Raw genomic sequence first — 15,200 nt, 5'->3', positions numbered from 1 at the left:
TCTGAGGTTTTTGATTGAGCTACCTTCACCTGAGTGCGAAAAATATTGCAATTGAAAACTATCTTTTTTTCTGCAGTTTTGCGCCCGATGAAGTTCCGCCTTTCTCGAAGGGCGGTATTGCAGTTCTTTGCCGTCCCTACGAGGCGCGCCCCGACCCAAGCCAGGTAGTAGTCAACACCAAGGCCGACACAACGACCGCCTTTCTGCGGTTCTTTTCGGCGCAAGATAAGATGAGTAGCCCGATGAACACTCAGAAAGCGCGTCTGATCCGAAAAACTGAACTCAGCTCGGACACTTCGGATTTCTGCTTCGAAATTGAACAGGGGCGTTTCACCGGACTTGAACCCGGCGCGCACGTGGATATCCACCTTGGTGACGATCTGGTGCGTCAGTATTCTCTCTGGAGTTGGAGTCAGGACGGTCGCACCCTCAACGTCGCCGTCAAGCGTGAGGATGGTGGTCGCGGGGGGTCGCTGACCATGCACGCATTGGACGAGGGGGTTGAGGTCGCCATCGGAGGTCCGCGCAACCACTTCAAGCTTGAAAGCCATGATCGCCACGTGACCCTTATCGCGGGCGGTATTGGTGCCACCCCGATGGTCGCGATGGCGCGTGAGCTGCTGAATCGGGGCCAGGATTTCCGGGTCTATTACTTGGTCCGATCCAAAGATCTAGCCGCGATGGATGACAAGTTTCGCGCTTTGGGTCTGGATGAGTGGTACCATCTGCATTGCGACGACACAGACGGGCAGTTCGATTTGACCGCCGTCATGCAATCCATGCCGATGGGCGCTGATGTCTATACCTGCGGTCCGGAACCGATGCTGAACGCGGTCCTCGAGTCTGGTAGCGCTCTACGCGGAGGGGCCATCCACTTTGAGCGTTTTGCCGCTGCTTCCGATATCGAACACGCGCCCAACGACAGCTTTGAAGTCGAGGTCCAGTCGACTGGAGCCGTCTACAAGGTGTTGAAGAATGAAACCATTCTCGACGTCCTAAGAACCAACGGAGTTCATGTGGATTTCGGTTGCTCCGAAGGTCTGTGCGGATCGTGCATGGTGGACGTCGTCGAAGGTGAGGTAGATCACCGGGACGGCATTCTGACTCCCGAGGAGCAAGCCTCGAACAGCTTTCTGTGTACCTGTGTCTCCAGGGCGAAATCGGACCGTCTGGTCCTAGCACTTTAAGAACAGTGCCGTTGCATGCCGGATGGTCCGGGGTGCAACGGCTGCAAGAAACGAAAAATGGGAGGAAATTGATGTCGATTAAAGAACCGTTTACGGATTTGGACATTAAGACTGCGGATAGCGGTTTTTATGAGAATAACAGCGTTCCGATTGCGCTGATCAGTAAGGGTGTGATGGTAGCCCTTGTGCTTTGGGCGCTGATTTTTCCGGCGAACGCGAACAGCACTCTGGGCAGCTGGAACTCTCAGCTTCTGGAGGTCTTCAACAGCTTTTACATCATCATTGTGGGCCTGTTCTTCTTCTTTTTGGCCATCGTTGCGCTGCTTCCGTCCACCGGCAAGCGGGTGATGGGCACGCCCGGCGAAAAGCCCGAGTTCTCGAACTTCTCGTGGTTCTCGATGATGTTTGGCGCCGGTCTGGGTGTGGGCCTGATGGTGTTCGCCACCGCCGAGCCTCTGGGCCTGTGGGGTTCGAACCCTGTGGTTGTTGCGGGCGACGTGCCTGGCAATGAGCCCGAGGCGGTCCAGTCGGCCTATCGCTACACCTATCTGCACTACGGCTTCCACGCCTGGGCGATCTACGTGGTGACCGGCCTGTCGCTGGCCTATTACGCCTATACGCGCAACATGCCGCTGACCATCCGCTCGGCGCTGACGCCGCTGTTCGGCAAGCTGATGAACGGCTTCCTGGGCCATGTGGTCGACGTTCTGGGCGTTGTGGCAACGATCCTGGGTGTGTCGGTGACCATCGGCTATGGCATCAGCCAGTTCATCGACGGTGTCTATGCGATCACCGGGATGGAGTGGGTCATGGATCTGGGCGGCGAAGTGCCGACCCCGTCGAAGGTTGGCCTGATTGCAGGTCTGCTGGTGATCATGGGCCTGTCGATCATCTCGGCTGTGTCGGGTGTTGGCCGCGGTGTTAAGTACCTGTCGAACCTGAACCTGGTGCTGTCGATCATCCTGCTGGGCACATTTGTCGTCTTCGGCTCGTTCATCTTTGCGATGACCACCTATGGCACCGCGATGGTGGATTACATCCTGCACTTCCTGTCGCTGAGCTTTAACGCCTATGGCCCGCTCTCGACCGAGGCGTTTGCGGCGGCTCTGCCGGCCGAGGCTCAGGCCCATGCGGATGCCCTGATGGGTGGCGCGACCAATGCCTGGGGCAGCTTTGACGGCTTCAAGAGCGGTCTGGAAGGCGCGGCAGCGGAACTCGACGAGGCCACTCTGGCCGCGGCCTATGCCGCCGGTGAGCAGGGTCGTCAGTTTGGCTGGCAAGCTGGCTGGACCACGTTCTACTGGGCCTGGTGGATTGCGTTCTCGCCCTTTGTTGGCCTGTTCCTGGCGCGCATCTCCAAGGGCCGTTCGGTTCGCGAGTTCATCCTGGGCTGCGTCTTCGCACCGGCGCTGGTCTGCTTTGCCTGGATGACCGTTCTGGGTGGCACCGCGATCGATCTGGAACTGGCCGGTGAAGCCGGAGGCGCGATCATCGGGGCATCGAACACCAACAAGCTGTTCGTGACGCTGTCCTACATGATCGACGGTGGTCTGTTGTCGATGCTGAACGTGATGTGCGTTGTGCTGATCATGACCTTCCTGGTGACCTCGGCGGATTCGGGCATCCTGGTGATGAACACGATCATGTCGGGCGGCAGCCAGGAGACGGGCATCAAGCACCGCATCATCTGGGGTCTGATCCTGACAGCTGTGATCGGCGCGCTGATCCTTGCGGCGGGGGACAACAACCCGCTGGACGCTCTGCGCAACGCGATGATCATCGGCGCACTGCCGTTTACCATGGTGATGGGCCTGATGATGGTCTCCCTCGCCAAGGCGCTGTTCCGCGATGGCCAACGTGACAAACACGCCGCCACAACGCAGGCCGCAGAATAAACGCACCTAAACCCAAACAATCCAAGCGCCGCCCAAAAGGGCGGCGCTTTTTTGTTGATAGAGTAGGACCCCGTAGAAAGGGCACCGTCGGTTATCCGGCGACGACACTTTGCCGTTGCACGCCCAGCCCTTCGATCCCAAGCTCCATTTGGTCGCCTGGCTTGAGGTAGGTCTGCGGGTTTTGCCCCATACCCACGCCCGGAGGCGTCCCGGTCGAGATCACATCACCCGGTTGCAGCGACATGAATTGCGACAGGTGCGAGATCACCGTCGCAACCCCGAAATGCATCGTCTTAGTTGAGCCGTCCTGATAGCGATGCCCGTTCACCTCAAGATACATCGGCAGGTTCTGCGGGTCCGGCACCTCGTCGCGCGTCACCAGCCATGGGCCGATGGGGCCAAACGTGTCGGCGGACTTGCCTTTGACCCACTGCCCCGAGCGGTGCAGCTGGAAGTCGCGTTCCGACAGATCGTTGACCACGCAGTAGCCCGCGACATGATCCAGCGCCTCGCCCGAAATGTCGTTAACTTCCCCCGAGAGATCGCGGATCGTACCTTCGGCATCCAGCAGTGCAGGTTTCTCAGCGCCCTTCGGACCATAGTGGAGGGGGTATGAATGATTTGTGATCGGCCAAACGCCCTGAATCTGTTAGAGGATTCGGGGAGGCGGATAGGTCTCAGGCTGGATGTTTTCGTAGGGCATTGTGACCCTGTAGTGGAGCTTAGCCTTCGCCTGTTTCCGAACAGCCCCCATAGGGCCCGGTTTTGGCCGGTGATCCTGCATAGGAGCTTGGTTTGGCCGTTCACGCCCCATTGGGGGCTCCGCCTCCTTGAGCAGGGAGTATAGCCATGGCTTACATAGGTGTCGATCTTCATACGAATTCCTTCACGATCTGTCGGCGTGAGACGGACGGATCGGAAACATTCCAAACCTTTCAACTGTCCGCGCAGGCGCTTGAGCAGTTCTGTCAGAGCCTTGATGCGGATGACGAACTGGCGGTCGAGGCCACCGGCAACACGGCCTGGTTCTGCGGTGAGGTGGAACCCTGTGTCGGCCGGATCGTTGTGGTCAACCCGCGCCAGTTTAAAGTGATCCGCACATCGGTGAAGAAAACCGATCGCAACGATGCCCGCGCCCTGGCGTTTTTCCTGTCGAAGGACATGCTGCCGGAAACCCGGCTCAAGTCCACTCAGGAAAGCGAACTGGCCTCGCTGACCCGGACGCGTGACATGCTGGTCAAACAGCGCACCATGCTGCTGAACGGCATCCACGCGATGTTTGTCCGCCACGGCATGAAGCTGAAGAAGGAAGGGTTGTCCAGCAAGAAGCGCCTGCGCGACCTGGATCTCAGCCGCTTCACACCGCTTGAGCAGGTCGAACTGGCGGCATTGCGGGACCAGGCGCTCGGCCTGACCGAAACCCTGAGCCGTCTCGACAAGGCCATCGAGGAGGCCGCCTCGGCCATGAAAGGCTTTGAGGGGCTCACCAGCATCAAGGGGATCGGTGCGCGATCTGCCGCGGTCCTGCTGGCGGGGATCGGCAGGGTTGAAGACTTCTCCGACGCGGACAAGCTGGCCGCCTATGTCGGCATCGTGCCCAAGGTGAGCAACTCAAACGAAACCGAACATCACGGGCGGATCACGAAGCGCGGCAACAAGCTCATGCGCACCACGCTGGTGCAATGTACGCTCATCGCGATCCGCTATTCGGGATATCTCAACAGCCATTATCGGCGCATCAAGGAACGCCGTGGCGCGGGCAAGGCGATCATAGCCACTGCCCGCAAGCTGCTCAAGATCATCTATGACACGCTCAAGAACGGCTGGGTCTTCGACGATTTTGTCGAATTTAAAATCAAACAAAATCAATGTCATGCTTGACAATCATCATAGGAGCAGTTTCATATCGAGTTCCTTCGTTGCTTGGATCGTTCAGCTGTCGCCAAGGGCAAACTGCTGTTCGAAGGTATTTCTGATGACATCGCCCGAGGGTCGCATCCGGCGGCTTTACACATCCTCGGGAAGCAGATCAGTGGGAATGTCCTGGTAGCAGACAGGCCGCAGAAAACGACGGATCGACAGAGTGCCAACCGATGTCGCGCCGAAATTTGTCGATGCCGGGTAGGGGCCGCCATGAACCATGCTGTCGCAAACCTCGACCCCAGTGGGAAAGCTGTTGGCCAGCAGGCGTCCCGCTTTCCGTTCGAGCAGCGGCAGCAACGCCTGTGCGTCGGATTTGTCGCCCGGGTCTAGATGCAACGTGCAGGTCAGCTGGCCTTCGATGGCGCGTGCAATCTGCTGCATCTGAGCTGTATCGCGGACGCGGACGACGATGCCGAGCGGGCCAAAGACCTCTTCTTGCAGTTTGTGGTCGGCCAGCCAGTCATCACCAGACACCGTGAACAGGTAGGGGGCCGCATCACGCGTCGCGCAGCTGGTGCCCATGATCTGGGCGACTCCGGTGCCCGCTGCAACTCGAGAAACCCCCTGACGGTAGGCTTCTGCAATACCATCGGTCAGCATGGTCTGCTCGGCCACAGAGGATAGGCCAGTTTCAGCGGCTGATTGGAATTCATCCGCTTCGGGGCCGTCAATGACAACCGCGATGCCGGGATTGGTGCAGAACTGACCTGCTCCCATTGTCAATGAGCCAGACCAGCCGGTCCCGATCTCAGCCCCGCGCGCGGCGGCGGCTTGCGGGAGGATGAACATTGGATTGACCGAGCCAAGCTCACCGAAGAACGGGATTGGTTCGTCGCGTTGCGCACATAGATCGAACAGGGCGCGACCTCCAGCCAGACTGCCGGTAAACCCAACCGCCCGGATCAGAGGGTGCTTTACCAGACGCGTTCCCACGTCCCGCTTGCCGCCTTGCACCAATGAGAACACACCGGGATGAACGCCAGTCGCCTTGATGGAGGCGTCGATGGCCTGCGCGACGATTTCACCCGTACCCGGATGTGCCGAATGGCCCTTGACCACGATGGGGCAGCCTGCGGCCAAAGCCGCAGCCGTATCGCCCCCCGCGACCGAGAAGGCCAGCGGGAAGTTGGACGCGCCGAACACGGCCACTGGCCCCAGAGGACGCTGGATCATGCGCAGGTCGGGGCAGGGCAGGGGGGCGCGGTCGGGCATGGCCAGGTCGTGACGCATGTCCAGATAGTCGCCCGCCTCAATATGATCGGCAAAAAGGCGCAGCTGACCGACGGTACGGCCACGTTCGCCTTGCAAACGGGCCTCGGGTAGGCCGGTTTCTTGCGTTCCGATTTCAGTGATCGCATTGCCACGCGCATCAATCTCGTCGGCGATCTTGCGCAGCAATGCGGCGCGCTCGGCACGAGTCGACCATCCGAACGAGGCAAAGGCCTCCTCGGCAGCGTCTACGGCAAGGTCAACTAGCGCGGGCGTGCCCACTGCAAAGTCATGGCTGGGACCATGGGCCGGTTCCGATGCGAAAGTGGCGTCTGCGCCGACCCATTCGCCAGCAATCAGGTGTTTTCCAGTCAACATATTGGTTCTCTCTTAAAGCAGGCCGCGTTGGGCGAGGTTTCGCATCAGGTGTGAGGCCCCGAAACTCCATTCAGGGCATTCTGTGGACAGGCGCACCGTGTTTGTCAGTGCCCCAAGCTGGCTGTTGGCGATGGTAACGATATCGCCCAGTTTATGTGTGAAGCCGCCTCCGGGCGTGTCGCGGTCCTGGGTTGGGGCGAACAGCGTGCCCAGAAACAACATCAGCCCGTCGGGATATTGGTGGTGCCGCCCGATGGTTTGTTTCACAAGATCCGCCGGATCGCGGCTGATCTGGGACATCGATGACGCGCCGTTCAGAACAAACCCATCGGGCCCGGTGACGGTCAGCGTCAACGCGGCCTTGCGCACGTCGTCAAGGGTGAAGCCATCGTCGAACAGTCGGATCATCGGCCCGATCGCGCATGAGGCGTTGTTGTCCTTGGCCTTGCTGAGCAACAGGGCCGAGCGCCCTTCGACATCGCGCAGGTTCACATCGTTGCCCAAGGTCGCGCCCTTGATCTCACCTTGTGAGGTTACGGCCAGAACCACCTCGGGTTCGGGGTTGTTCCAGGTGGAAATCGGGTGCAGCCCGATATCCGCGCCCGCGCCGACGGAAGACAGAACCTGCGCCTTGGAGAATACCTCGGCATCCGGTCCGATCCCGACCTCTAGGTACTGGCTCCAAAGGCCTTCTTCGATCAGCGCCTCTTTGACCTTGGCGGCCTCATCCGAGCCGGGCGTGATATTGGACAGGCTGTCGCCAATCCGCGCGCCGATGCGCGACCGTATCGCGTCGGCTTTGGCTGGATCGCCTGCGGCCTGTTCCTCGATCACGCGCTCGACCATGGAACCGGCAAATGTGACGCCGCAGGCTTTAACCGCTTGCAGGTCACACGGCGCGAGCCACTGATGATCCGCGTCAAACGGACCAAGGTCTTCACCCTGCGCCGCGCGGACGTAATCCGCTGCATCGTCCCGCTCAAGAATATCCCGAACGGTTGGCGCGGTTTTCGATGTGACGTCGACCACGTGGCCGTCGCGTAGGGTTACAACACAGGGGCCAATCCCGGCGCGCTCAATACGTCCGAGCCACAGCCCGTTGGAGTCCAGATTTGGTAGAGTCATATCAATCCCTTAGGTTATAGGCCCGCGCGGCGTTGCCACCCATGACGGCATCTCTTTCCGAGCGGCTGAGCTGGCTCAGCAAAAGGTCTGTGGTTTCTAGCCAGCGTTCATAACTGCTGGCCAAGGTGCAAACCGGCCAGTCGCTGCCCCAGATCAGGCGGGACGGGCCGAAGCTGTTCAGCAGGTGGTCCACGTAAGGGCGCAGATCATCGACAGTCCAATCGGGTGCGGCTTCGGTGACTAGGCCGGACAGTTTACACCATGCGTTGGTCTCACTGGCTAGCGCTGCCATATCGGCGGCCCAACCCTCAATTATTGCGTCCCGGATCAGCGGCTTGGAGCCGTGATCAATGACAACCTTCATGTCCGGATGACGGGCCAGCAGCTTTCTGAGCGGCCCTAAATGCTGCGGCAAGGTCAATGCGTCGAATGTCAGACCCCGCGCAATAAGTTCGGTAAATGCAGGGGTCAGTGCGTCGCCGAGCATCCATTGGGGGTCGGCAATGTCTTGGATCATCGGACGAAGCCCAACCAGCGCTGGGTGAGCATCCAACGCAGCGATCTGGGTCGCCGCATCCGAGGCTTCGAAATCGACCCAACCTACAACACCTTTGATAAATGGGGTCTCGTCGGCCAGGGACAGCATGTATTCCGTCTCGGCCACCGTTGGTGCCGCCTGCACCAGCACGGTGCCTTCAATGCCGGCGTCGTTCAGCATCGGGGCTAGATCGTCGGCGGTAAAGTCGCGGTAGATCACGTCCAAGTCAGGCGTCAGCCAGCCATAATCCCCCCGCGCTACGGCCCAGAAGTGCTGGTGCGCGTCAATCCTCATGCGATCACGCCCTTTTTCAGCATGATATTGCCATAGAGCCTACGCCCACCCGTTTGAACGATTGCAAAAGCGTTCGCCGCACGCTCATAGAAGGCAAACCGCTCGAGCCCCTGAATCTTAGCAGGGTTGTCCGCAGTCGTGTCGATGATCTCCTGAAAATCGGCGACGGCTTCGGGAATTGCGTCCGGATCACCTACCACCTGCATAGTCAGGGCCGGGTCGGTCACGAATGTATCCAGAGGCATCACGGACAGCACAGCTTGCAGCACCTCACTGGCGGTCGACCCATCCGCACGGATACACTCCGGGCCGGTGCTTGTGCCGGGAAAGTTCGCATCCGCGATCACGATTTCATCGCCGTGCCCCATGGCCCTGAGCGCATGCAGCAGGTCGGGCGATAGAATGGGGTCGATGTTACGCAGCATCGGCGGCCTCGCTTGGAAGCGGTGCATCCGGACGGATCAGCCCCTCGGAGCGCAGATCAGACCAGAGGCCCGGGGGCACTTCTCGCTCCAGCAGGGCCACGTTGGATTGCACCTCGGCTGCGCTGACGGCACCCGGCACGACTGTTTTGACGCACGGATGACCCAGAACAAATTGCAGGGCCGCCGCGATCAGAGGAGTGTCATGCGCGGCGCAAACGGCCTCGATCTTGCGGACGCGCGCCAGTATTTCCTCGGGCGCATCGGCATAGTTGTATTTTGCACCCGGTGCGGCTCCGGTTGCGAGGATGCCGGAGTTATAAGGCCCGCCCAGAATGATCCCCACGTCGCGCTTTTCACAAAGGGGCAGGAAGCTGTCTAATGCCTCTTGCTCAAGCAGCGTGTAGCGACCGGCTAGAAGGAAGCCGTCGAAATCACCCAGACCCAACAGCTTTTCACACACCTGCCATTCGTTAACACCTGCGCCGATGGCGGCAATCTCTCCGGCGTCGCGCAGCTCAACCAGTGCCTTGTAGCCGCCACCGTCGAACAGCTCACGCACCTTGGCGTCGGACATTTCCTGACTGCCCTGGCTGAACACGCAGACGTCATGCACCAGAAGGATGTCGGCATTTTCGACCCCGATGCGCTCACGGCTGGCCTCGTAGGACCGCATCACCCCGTCATAGGTATAGTCGAACACGATCCGTTTTTGCGGAACGTCCACAAATGCTTCGGGCGTGACCTCATGTGGTTCGCAATCCAGCAGCAGACGCCCGATCTTGGTGGACAGCTGGATGTTCTCGCGGCCAAAGCGGGCAATCGCTTCGCCAAAGCGGCGCTCGGACCGCCCAAGCCCGTATTGCGGTGCGGTGTCAAAGAAACGGATACCCGCATCATAGGCGGCCTGAAGCGCGGCCTGCGCGTCTTCATCCGACACTTTGCGGTACAGGTTTCCCAGCGGGGCACCGCCAAATCCCATCCGGGTCAGCGGAACGGGCCGCGCAGTGCGGCTATTGAGCAATTCTGTCTGTGAAACGGTCATCCTGCCTCGCTATGCGACTGTTGGGTGAGGTTGAAAATGTGGGGTTTTTGCTGCTTGAGTTCCTCGATACGCGGCATCAACTGCCCCAAGTGGGCACGCATGGCGTCCTGAGCGGTCTGTTCGTCGCGGCTGCAAATTGCGTCAAAAATGGCTTTGTGTTCCGCCAGTGTTTCCGCAATCCGGCCGGGGGTCGGCAACAACAGCATCCGCGCCCGGCTCACTTGAAGGGAAACGTTCTGCGCAACGTTGGCGAGGTGACGGAAGCCGGTGAAGTCCATCAGCATGCCGTGAAACTCTTCGTCGGCCTGATAGAAGCCGGGAATATCATCATCTTCGATCAAAAGCTCTTGCAGGCGCATATTGCGGCTGAGGCGTTTGCGCTGATCTTCGGTCAGGTCCCGCGTCACTTTGGCGACGGTTGCCAGTTCGAGCGCTTCACGGAGAAAGGCGCCTTCGCGGATTTCGTCCATCGAGAAATAGGACACACGCGTCCCCGATTGCGGGACCACATCCACCAAACCTTCAGATGCAAGCCGGGCGATGGCGTCCGCAACAGGCGCGCGTGACACGCCTAAACGCTCGCAAACCGGGGCCTTCCGAAGATTCGCGCCTGGTGGAAAGTCCAGCGCCAGAATCGCCGTTTTCAAAGAGTGGTGAACCCGCTGAGCCAGCGATCCTTCGGTGGTCGCAATCTCGGGCAGGAGAGAGGCATCAATATCTTGGAGCTTGTTCATAGCCAGGTTTTAACATTCTAACATGTTAGTTGACAAGAGAAGATCTACCACTTAGCAACATGGACCAAGCAAGCGGGGAAGTGATGCAAGCACACGACGGCATAAATGTTCTGGGAAAGGCGGCGCGGGACGTCGTTCAGCTGAACCCTGATGACAATATTGTTATTGCCCTGCGTGACTTGCAGGCGGGCGAGCAGCCGTCACATGTGCCGACACCTCTGACCTCGCAAGTGGCCCGCGGGCACAAGATTGCGACGATGCCGATTCGGGCTGGTGAAAACGTGATCCGTTACGGCCAGATCATCGGTCAGGCCAAAAGCGACATCGCACCGGGGGATCACATCCATGTCCACAATCTGGGGATGGGCGCGCATCAACAGGACTATGCGCATGCCAGCGCCAATGCTCCGCTACCCGCGCTGGCCGCGGATCGCACGTTTGACGGGTATCATCGTGCCGATGGCCGGGTAGGGACGCGCAACTATATCGGCATCCTGACCAGCGTGAATTGCTCGGGCTCTGTTGCAAGGTTCATTGCCGAGGCGGCCGAAAAGTCTGGGCTTCTGGATGACTTCCCCAATGTCGATGGGGTGGTGCCGATCGTGCATGGCACGGGTTGCGGCATGTCTGGCAAGGACGAAGGCTACGCCACTTTGTTCCGGACATTGGCCGGATACGCGCAGCACCCGAATTTCGGAGGTATCCTGCTGATCGGGTTGGGGTGTGAGGTGATGCAGGTCGCTGATTTGGTCGGAGGACGCCCGATCCGGTCAGACGGCGCGTTGCGTTACATGACCATCCAGAACGAGGGTGGTACACGCCGCACAATCGAACGCGGTTTGGATGAGCTGCGGGGAATAGCCGAACTGGCCAATCAAGCCGAGCGCGAGCCCGCTCCCATCAGTGCAATCACGGTTGGAATGCAATGCGGTGGATCGGACGGGTATTCCGGGATCACGGCCAATCCAGCCCTTGGATATGCATCCGACCTTTTGGTGCGCCGGGGCGGCACAACGATCCTGTCCGAGACGTCCGAGATCTACGGGGCCGAACATCTTTTGACCCGCCGCGCCGAGACCATCGAAGTGGGCGAAAAGCTCATAGAGCGTATTCACTGGTGGGAAGACTACACCGAGCGCAATGGCGGCGAGATGGACAACAACCCAAGCCCCGGCAACAAGCGCGGCGGGCTGACGACCATTCTGGAGAAGTCGCTGGGCGCTGTCGCCAAAGGCGGCACGGCACCGCTGCGCGATGTTTATAACTTCGGCGAGAAGGTGGAAAAACACGGGTTCGTCTTCATGGACAGCCCCGGATTTGATCCATGCTCGGTTACAGGGCAGGTGGCCTCAGGCGCGAACCTGATCGTGTTCACCACCGGGCGTGGTTCGGTGTCGGGTTATCAGCCAACACCCTGCATCAAATTGGCGACCAACTCGGAAATGTATGCCCGGATGGCAGACGACATGGATCTGAACTGTGGCGACATCGTCACCGATGGCGTCAGCATCGAAGCCAAAGGCGAAGAGCTGTTCGAAATTCTGATCCGTGTCGCCTCGGGCGAGAAAACCAAAAGTGAAGAACTGGGCTTTGGGGGCGTGGAGTTCGTCCCCTGGCAAATCGGCGCGGTGATGTAAGCCGCACCGCCCTTGGGGAGAGGGGCAGAATGGGAGGAGAAATGACGAAACTGGTCGACATGACGGGGATTGATAAGCACTTTCCCGGTGTGCATGCGCTGAAATCCGTGCAATTCGATCTGTTTCCGGGTGAAGTTCACGCGCTGATGGGCGAGAACGGTGCCGGGAAAAGCACGCTGATGAAGATCCTGTCCGGGATCTATCAGCGCGACGGCGGCGAACTGGTGATCGAAGGGAAATCCGTTAGCCCAACCACCCCGCGCGAGGCACAGGATCTGGGCATTGGCATCATCCATCAGGAACTGAGCCTGATGAATGACCTGACCGTCGCGCAGAATATCTTCATCGGACGCGAACCGCGCAAAAGCTTTGGTCGTCTGGACGAAGCCGCGCTGAATGCGCAAACGGCCGAGATCTTCGCCTCGATGAACCTGAACCTCGATCCCAAGGCGCTGGTCGGCAGCCTTACCATCGCAAAACAGCAGATGGTCGAGATCGCCAAGGCTTTGTCCTTCCGGTCGAAAGTTCTGATCATGGATGAGCCGACCGCGGCCCTGAACGACGCCGAAATCGCCGAGCTGTTCGTGATCATCCGCCGCCTCAAGGCAGAAGGTGTGGGCATCGTCTATATCAGCCACAAAATGGATGAGCTGAAGCAGATCTCGGACCGGGTCACGGTCATGCGCGACGGAGAATATGTCGGCACGGTGGGTGCCGCAGAGACCCCAATCAGCCAGATCATAGCAATGATGGTGGGGCGTGAGGTGAACGAGGAGCCCTTGGACGTTCCCGATCTGGGTGATGCCGAGGTTTCGCTACAAGTCACGGGCCTGAGCCGCAACAAAGAAATTCAAGATGTCAGCTTTTCGGTTCAGAAAGGTGAAATACTTGGCTTTGCAGGTCTGATGGGCGCTGGCCGAACCGAGGTCGCGCGAGCGATCTTCGGCGCTGATCCAAAAGATGCCGGTGAAATCCGGGTGCATGGTCAGGTGGTTTCGATCAAATCGCCCACCGACGCGGTCAAGGCTGGGATCGGGTATCTCTCTGAGGATCGCAAGCATTTCGGCCTCGCCACGGGGATGAATGTGCGGGACAATATCGCGCTGGCTTCAATGGATCTTTTCACAAGCACCGGCGGTGTTCTGAACGACAGTGAAATCAGCACCACGGCCAAAGGCTACATAGCACAGCTGGGCATTCGGACACCATCGGATGTGCAAGAGGTTCGGCTGCTATCGGGCGGTAATCAGCAAAAGGTTGTCATCGCCAAATGGCTGCTGCGCGATTGCGATATCCTGATCTTCGATGAACCCACACGGGGCATCGACGTGGGCGCAAAATCCGAAATCTACAAACTGCTCGAGGAACTGGCAGAGCAGGGCAAGACGATCATCGTGATCTCGTCGGAATTGCCCGAGATCATGCGCCTCAGCCACCGCATCGCCGTGATGTGCGAAGGCCGGCTGACCGGCATTCTGCCCGGCGGAAAAGACACCACACAAGAAGAGATCATGCATCTCGCCACGCAGCGGGCGGCGGCGATGCAGGTAACGGGGACAATGTAATGACCACAGCTACGGATATCGACAAGAAAAAGCCCCTCGGGGGGTTGTCGGAAAGCGGCGCCTACCAGAAAATGCTGGCTTTCGCGAGCCTTGTAGCGCTGCTGATCGGCTTTTCGATCGCATCGCCGAACTTCATGCAAACCTCGAACATGATTGCGATTTTGCAGGCGACCTCGGTCAACGGAGTGCTGGCGGTTGCCGCGACTTTGGTGATCATCACCGGCGGGATCGACCTGTCGGTGGGCACGTTGATGACCTTCTGCGCGGTGATCGCAGGGGTGGTGCTGACCTATCTGGGCATGCCGTTGCTATTGGGTGTCGCAGCGGCAATCGCGGCGGGCGCGTTCTGTGGCCTGTGTTCGGGAACATTCGTCGCAAAGATGAAAATCCCACCCTTCATCGCAACACTCGGCATGATGCTGATCCTCAAGGGTCTTTCGCTGGTGATCTCGGGGACGCGACCGATCTACTTCAACGACACGCCGGGCTTTGACCAAATCTCGCGCGGGTCGCTGATCGGAGAGGTCTTCCCAGCGCTGCCCATCCCCAACGGCGTTCTGATCCTGTTCATCGTCGCCATCGCCGCCTCGTATATCCTGAGCCGTACAGTTCTGGGCCGCTATACCTTTGCGCTGGGGTCGAACGAAGAGGCCGTGCGCCTGTCGGGTGTGAACACCGATATGTGGAAGATCCGCATCTATGCGCTGGCCGGGGCTATCTGCGGCATTGGCGGTATCCTGATCGCCTCGCGTCTGAACTCGGCACAGCCTGCCTTGGGTCTGGGGTATGAGCTGGAGGCCATCGCGGCAGTTGTCATAGGCGGCACATCGCTGTCGGGCGGTCGCGGCACGATCCTTGGCACATTGATCGGCGCCTTGATCATGGCGGTGCTTACCAACGGGCTGCGCGTCCTGTCCGTCGCGCAGGAGTGGCAGACGGTTGTCACCGGCGCAATCATCATTCTGGCCGTCTATGCCGACATGGCACGGCGCAAGAAATCCGGCTGAATAAACTAACGACAAAACGACCAACTGTGGAGGGGGTATGAATGATTTGTGATCGGCCAAACGCCCTGAATCTGTTAGAGGATTCGGGGAGGCGGATAGGTCTCAGGCTGGATGTTTTCGTAGGGCATTGTGACCCTGTAGTGGAGCTTAGCCTTCGCCTGTTTCCGAACAGCCCCCATAGGGCCCGGTTTTGGCCGGTGATCCTGCATAGGAGCTTGGTTTGGCCGTTCACGCCCCATTG

Annotated in this window: 12 protein-coding genes and 1 pseudogene; 6 read left to right on the top strand and 7 right to left on the bottom strand. The window is 59.4% G+C overall.

Annotated features, from left to right (window positions below):
• Positions 1–14 precede the first annotated feature (14 nt).
• Together ACOERD_RS24590 and ACOERD_RS24585 are read left to right on the top strand one after the other, a co-directional pair.
• Positions 15–1,187, top strand: coding sequence for a PDR/VanB family oxidoreductase (locus ACOERD_RS24590; protein WP_419740796.1), 1,173 nt, complete (start codon positions 15–17; stop codon positions 1,185–1,187).
• A gap of 71 nt (positions 1,188–1,258) precedes the next feature.
• Complete coding sequence (locus ACOERD_RS24585; RefSeq protein ID WP_419740795.1) at positions 1,259–3,082, top strand: BCCT family transporter; 1,824 nt, start codon at positions 1,259–1,261, stop codon at positions 3,080–3,082.
• A gap of 91 nt (positions 3,083–3,173) precedes the next feature.
• Here ACOERD_RS24585 and ACOERD_RS24580 read toward each other — a convergent pair.
• A pseudogene (locus ACOERD_RS24580) lies at positions 3,174–3,677 on the bottom strand (fumarylacetoacetate hydrolase family protein); the annotation flags it as partial.
• 254 nt (positions 3,678–3,931) lie between these two features.
• Here ACOERD_RS24580 and ACOERD_RS24575 point away from each other — a divergent pair.
• Entirely contained in the window at positions 3,932–4,963 is a 1,032-nt protein-coding gene (locus ACOERD_RS24575) for an IS110 family transposase (protein WP_419737763.1), read from the top strand.
• A gap of 126 nt (positions 4,964–5,089) precedes the next feature.
• Here ACOERD_RS24575 and ACOERD_RS24570 read toward each other — a convergent pair whose 3' ends face one another.
• Genes ACOERD_RS24570 through ACOERD_RS24545 form a run of 6 tightly spaced genes read right to left on the bottom strand, consistent with a single transcriptional unit; the run spans position 5,090 to position 10,750 of the window.
• The gene (locus tag ACOERD_RS24570) at positions 5,090–6,592 is read right to left on the bottom strand and encodes an aldehyde dehydrogenase (NADP(+)) (RefSeq protein ID WP_419740794.1); all 1,503 of its coding nucleotides are present in this window, start codon (positions 6,590–6,592) and stop codon (positions 5,090–5,092) included.
• 12 nt (positions 6,593–6,604) lie between these two features.
• The gene (locus ACOERD_RS24565) at positions 6,605–7,717 is read right to left on the bottom strand and encodes a fumarylacetoacetate hydrolase family protein (RefSeq protein ID WP_419740793.1); all 1,113 of its coding nucleotides are present in this window, start codon (positions 7,715–7,717) and stop codon (positions 6,605–6,607) included.
• 1 nt (position 7,718) lies between these two features.
• A complete protein-coding gene (locus ACOERD_RS24560) occupies positions 7,719–8,549 on the bottom strand; it encodes an amidohydrolase family protein (protein ID WP_419740792.1) in 831 nt (276 codons plus the stop codon).
• Complete coding sequence (locus ACOERD_RS24555) at positions 8,546–8,974, bottom strand: RbsD/FucU family protein (protein ID WP_419740791.1); 429 nt, start codon at positions 8,972–8,974, stop codon at positions 8,546–8,548. The genes ACOERD_RS24560 and ACOERD_RS24555 overlap by 4 nt, the downstream gene beginning before the upstream one ends.
• Positions 8,964–10,016 carry an aldo/keto reductase gene (locus tag ACOERD_RS24550; RefSeq protein ID WP_419740790.1) on the bottom strand — a complete coding sequence of 351 codons (1,053 nt, stop codon included), beginning with the start codon at positions 10,014–10,016 and terminating at the stop codon, positions 8,964–8,966. The genes ACOERD_RS24555 and ACOERD_RS24550 overlap by 11 nt, the downstream gene beginning before the upstream one ends.
• Positions 10,013–10,750 carry a GntR family transcriptional regulator gene (locus tag ACOERD_RS24545; protein WP_419740789.1) on the bottom strand — a complete coding sequence of 246 codons (738 nt, stop codon included), beginning with the start codon at positions 10,748–10,750 and terminating at the stop codon, positions 10,013–10,015. Before ACOERD_RS24545 ends, ACOERD_RS24550 begins: the two co-directional genes overlap by 4 nt.
• Positions 10,751–10,833: 83 nt before the next feature.
• On the opposite strand from ACOERD_RS24545, the gene ACOERD_RS24540 reads away from it, so the two are divergent.
• From ACOERD_RS24540 to ACOERD_RS24530, 3 genes are read left to right on the top strand one after another with little or no spacing between them, the layout of a single operon-like run.
• The gene (locus ACOERD_RS24540) at positions 10,834–12,387 is read left to right on the top strand and encodes a UxaA family hydrolase (protein ID WP_419740788.1); all 1,554 of its coding nucleotides are present in this window, start codon (positions 10,834–10,836) and stop codon (positions 12,385–12,387) included.
• 41 nt (positions 12,388–12,428) lie between these two features.
• Entirely contained in the window at positions 12,429–13,952 is a 1,524-nt protein-coding gene (locus ACOERD_RS24535; protein WP_419740787.1) for a sugar ABC transporter ATP-binding protein, read from the top strand.
• The gene (locus tag ACOERD_RS24530; RefSeq protein ID WP_419740786.1) at positions 13,952–14,959 is read left to right on the top strand and encodes an ABC transporter permease; all 1,008 of its coding nucleotides are present in this window, start codon (positions 13,952–13,954) and stop codon (positions 14,957–14,959) included. Before ACOERD_RS24535 ends, ACOERD_RS24530 begins: the two co-directional genes overlap by 1 nt.
• Positions 14,960–15,200: the final 241 nt, after the last annotated feature.

The sequence above is a fragment of the Ruegeria sp. genome, from assembly GCF_965199275.1.
Taxonomy (GTDB): Bacteria; Pseudomonadota; Alphaproteobacteria; order Rhodobacterales; family Rhodobacteraceae; genus Ruegeria.
The sequence above is the reverse complement of the archived record's forward strand: the minus strand, read 5'-3'. Positions and strand labels throughout refer to the sequence as shown.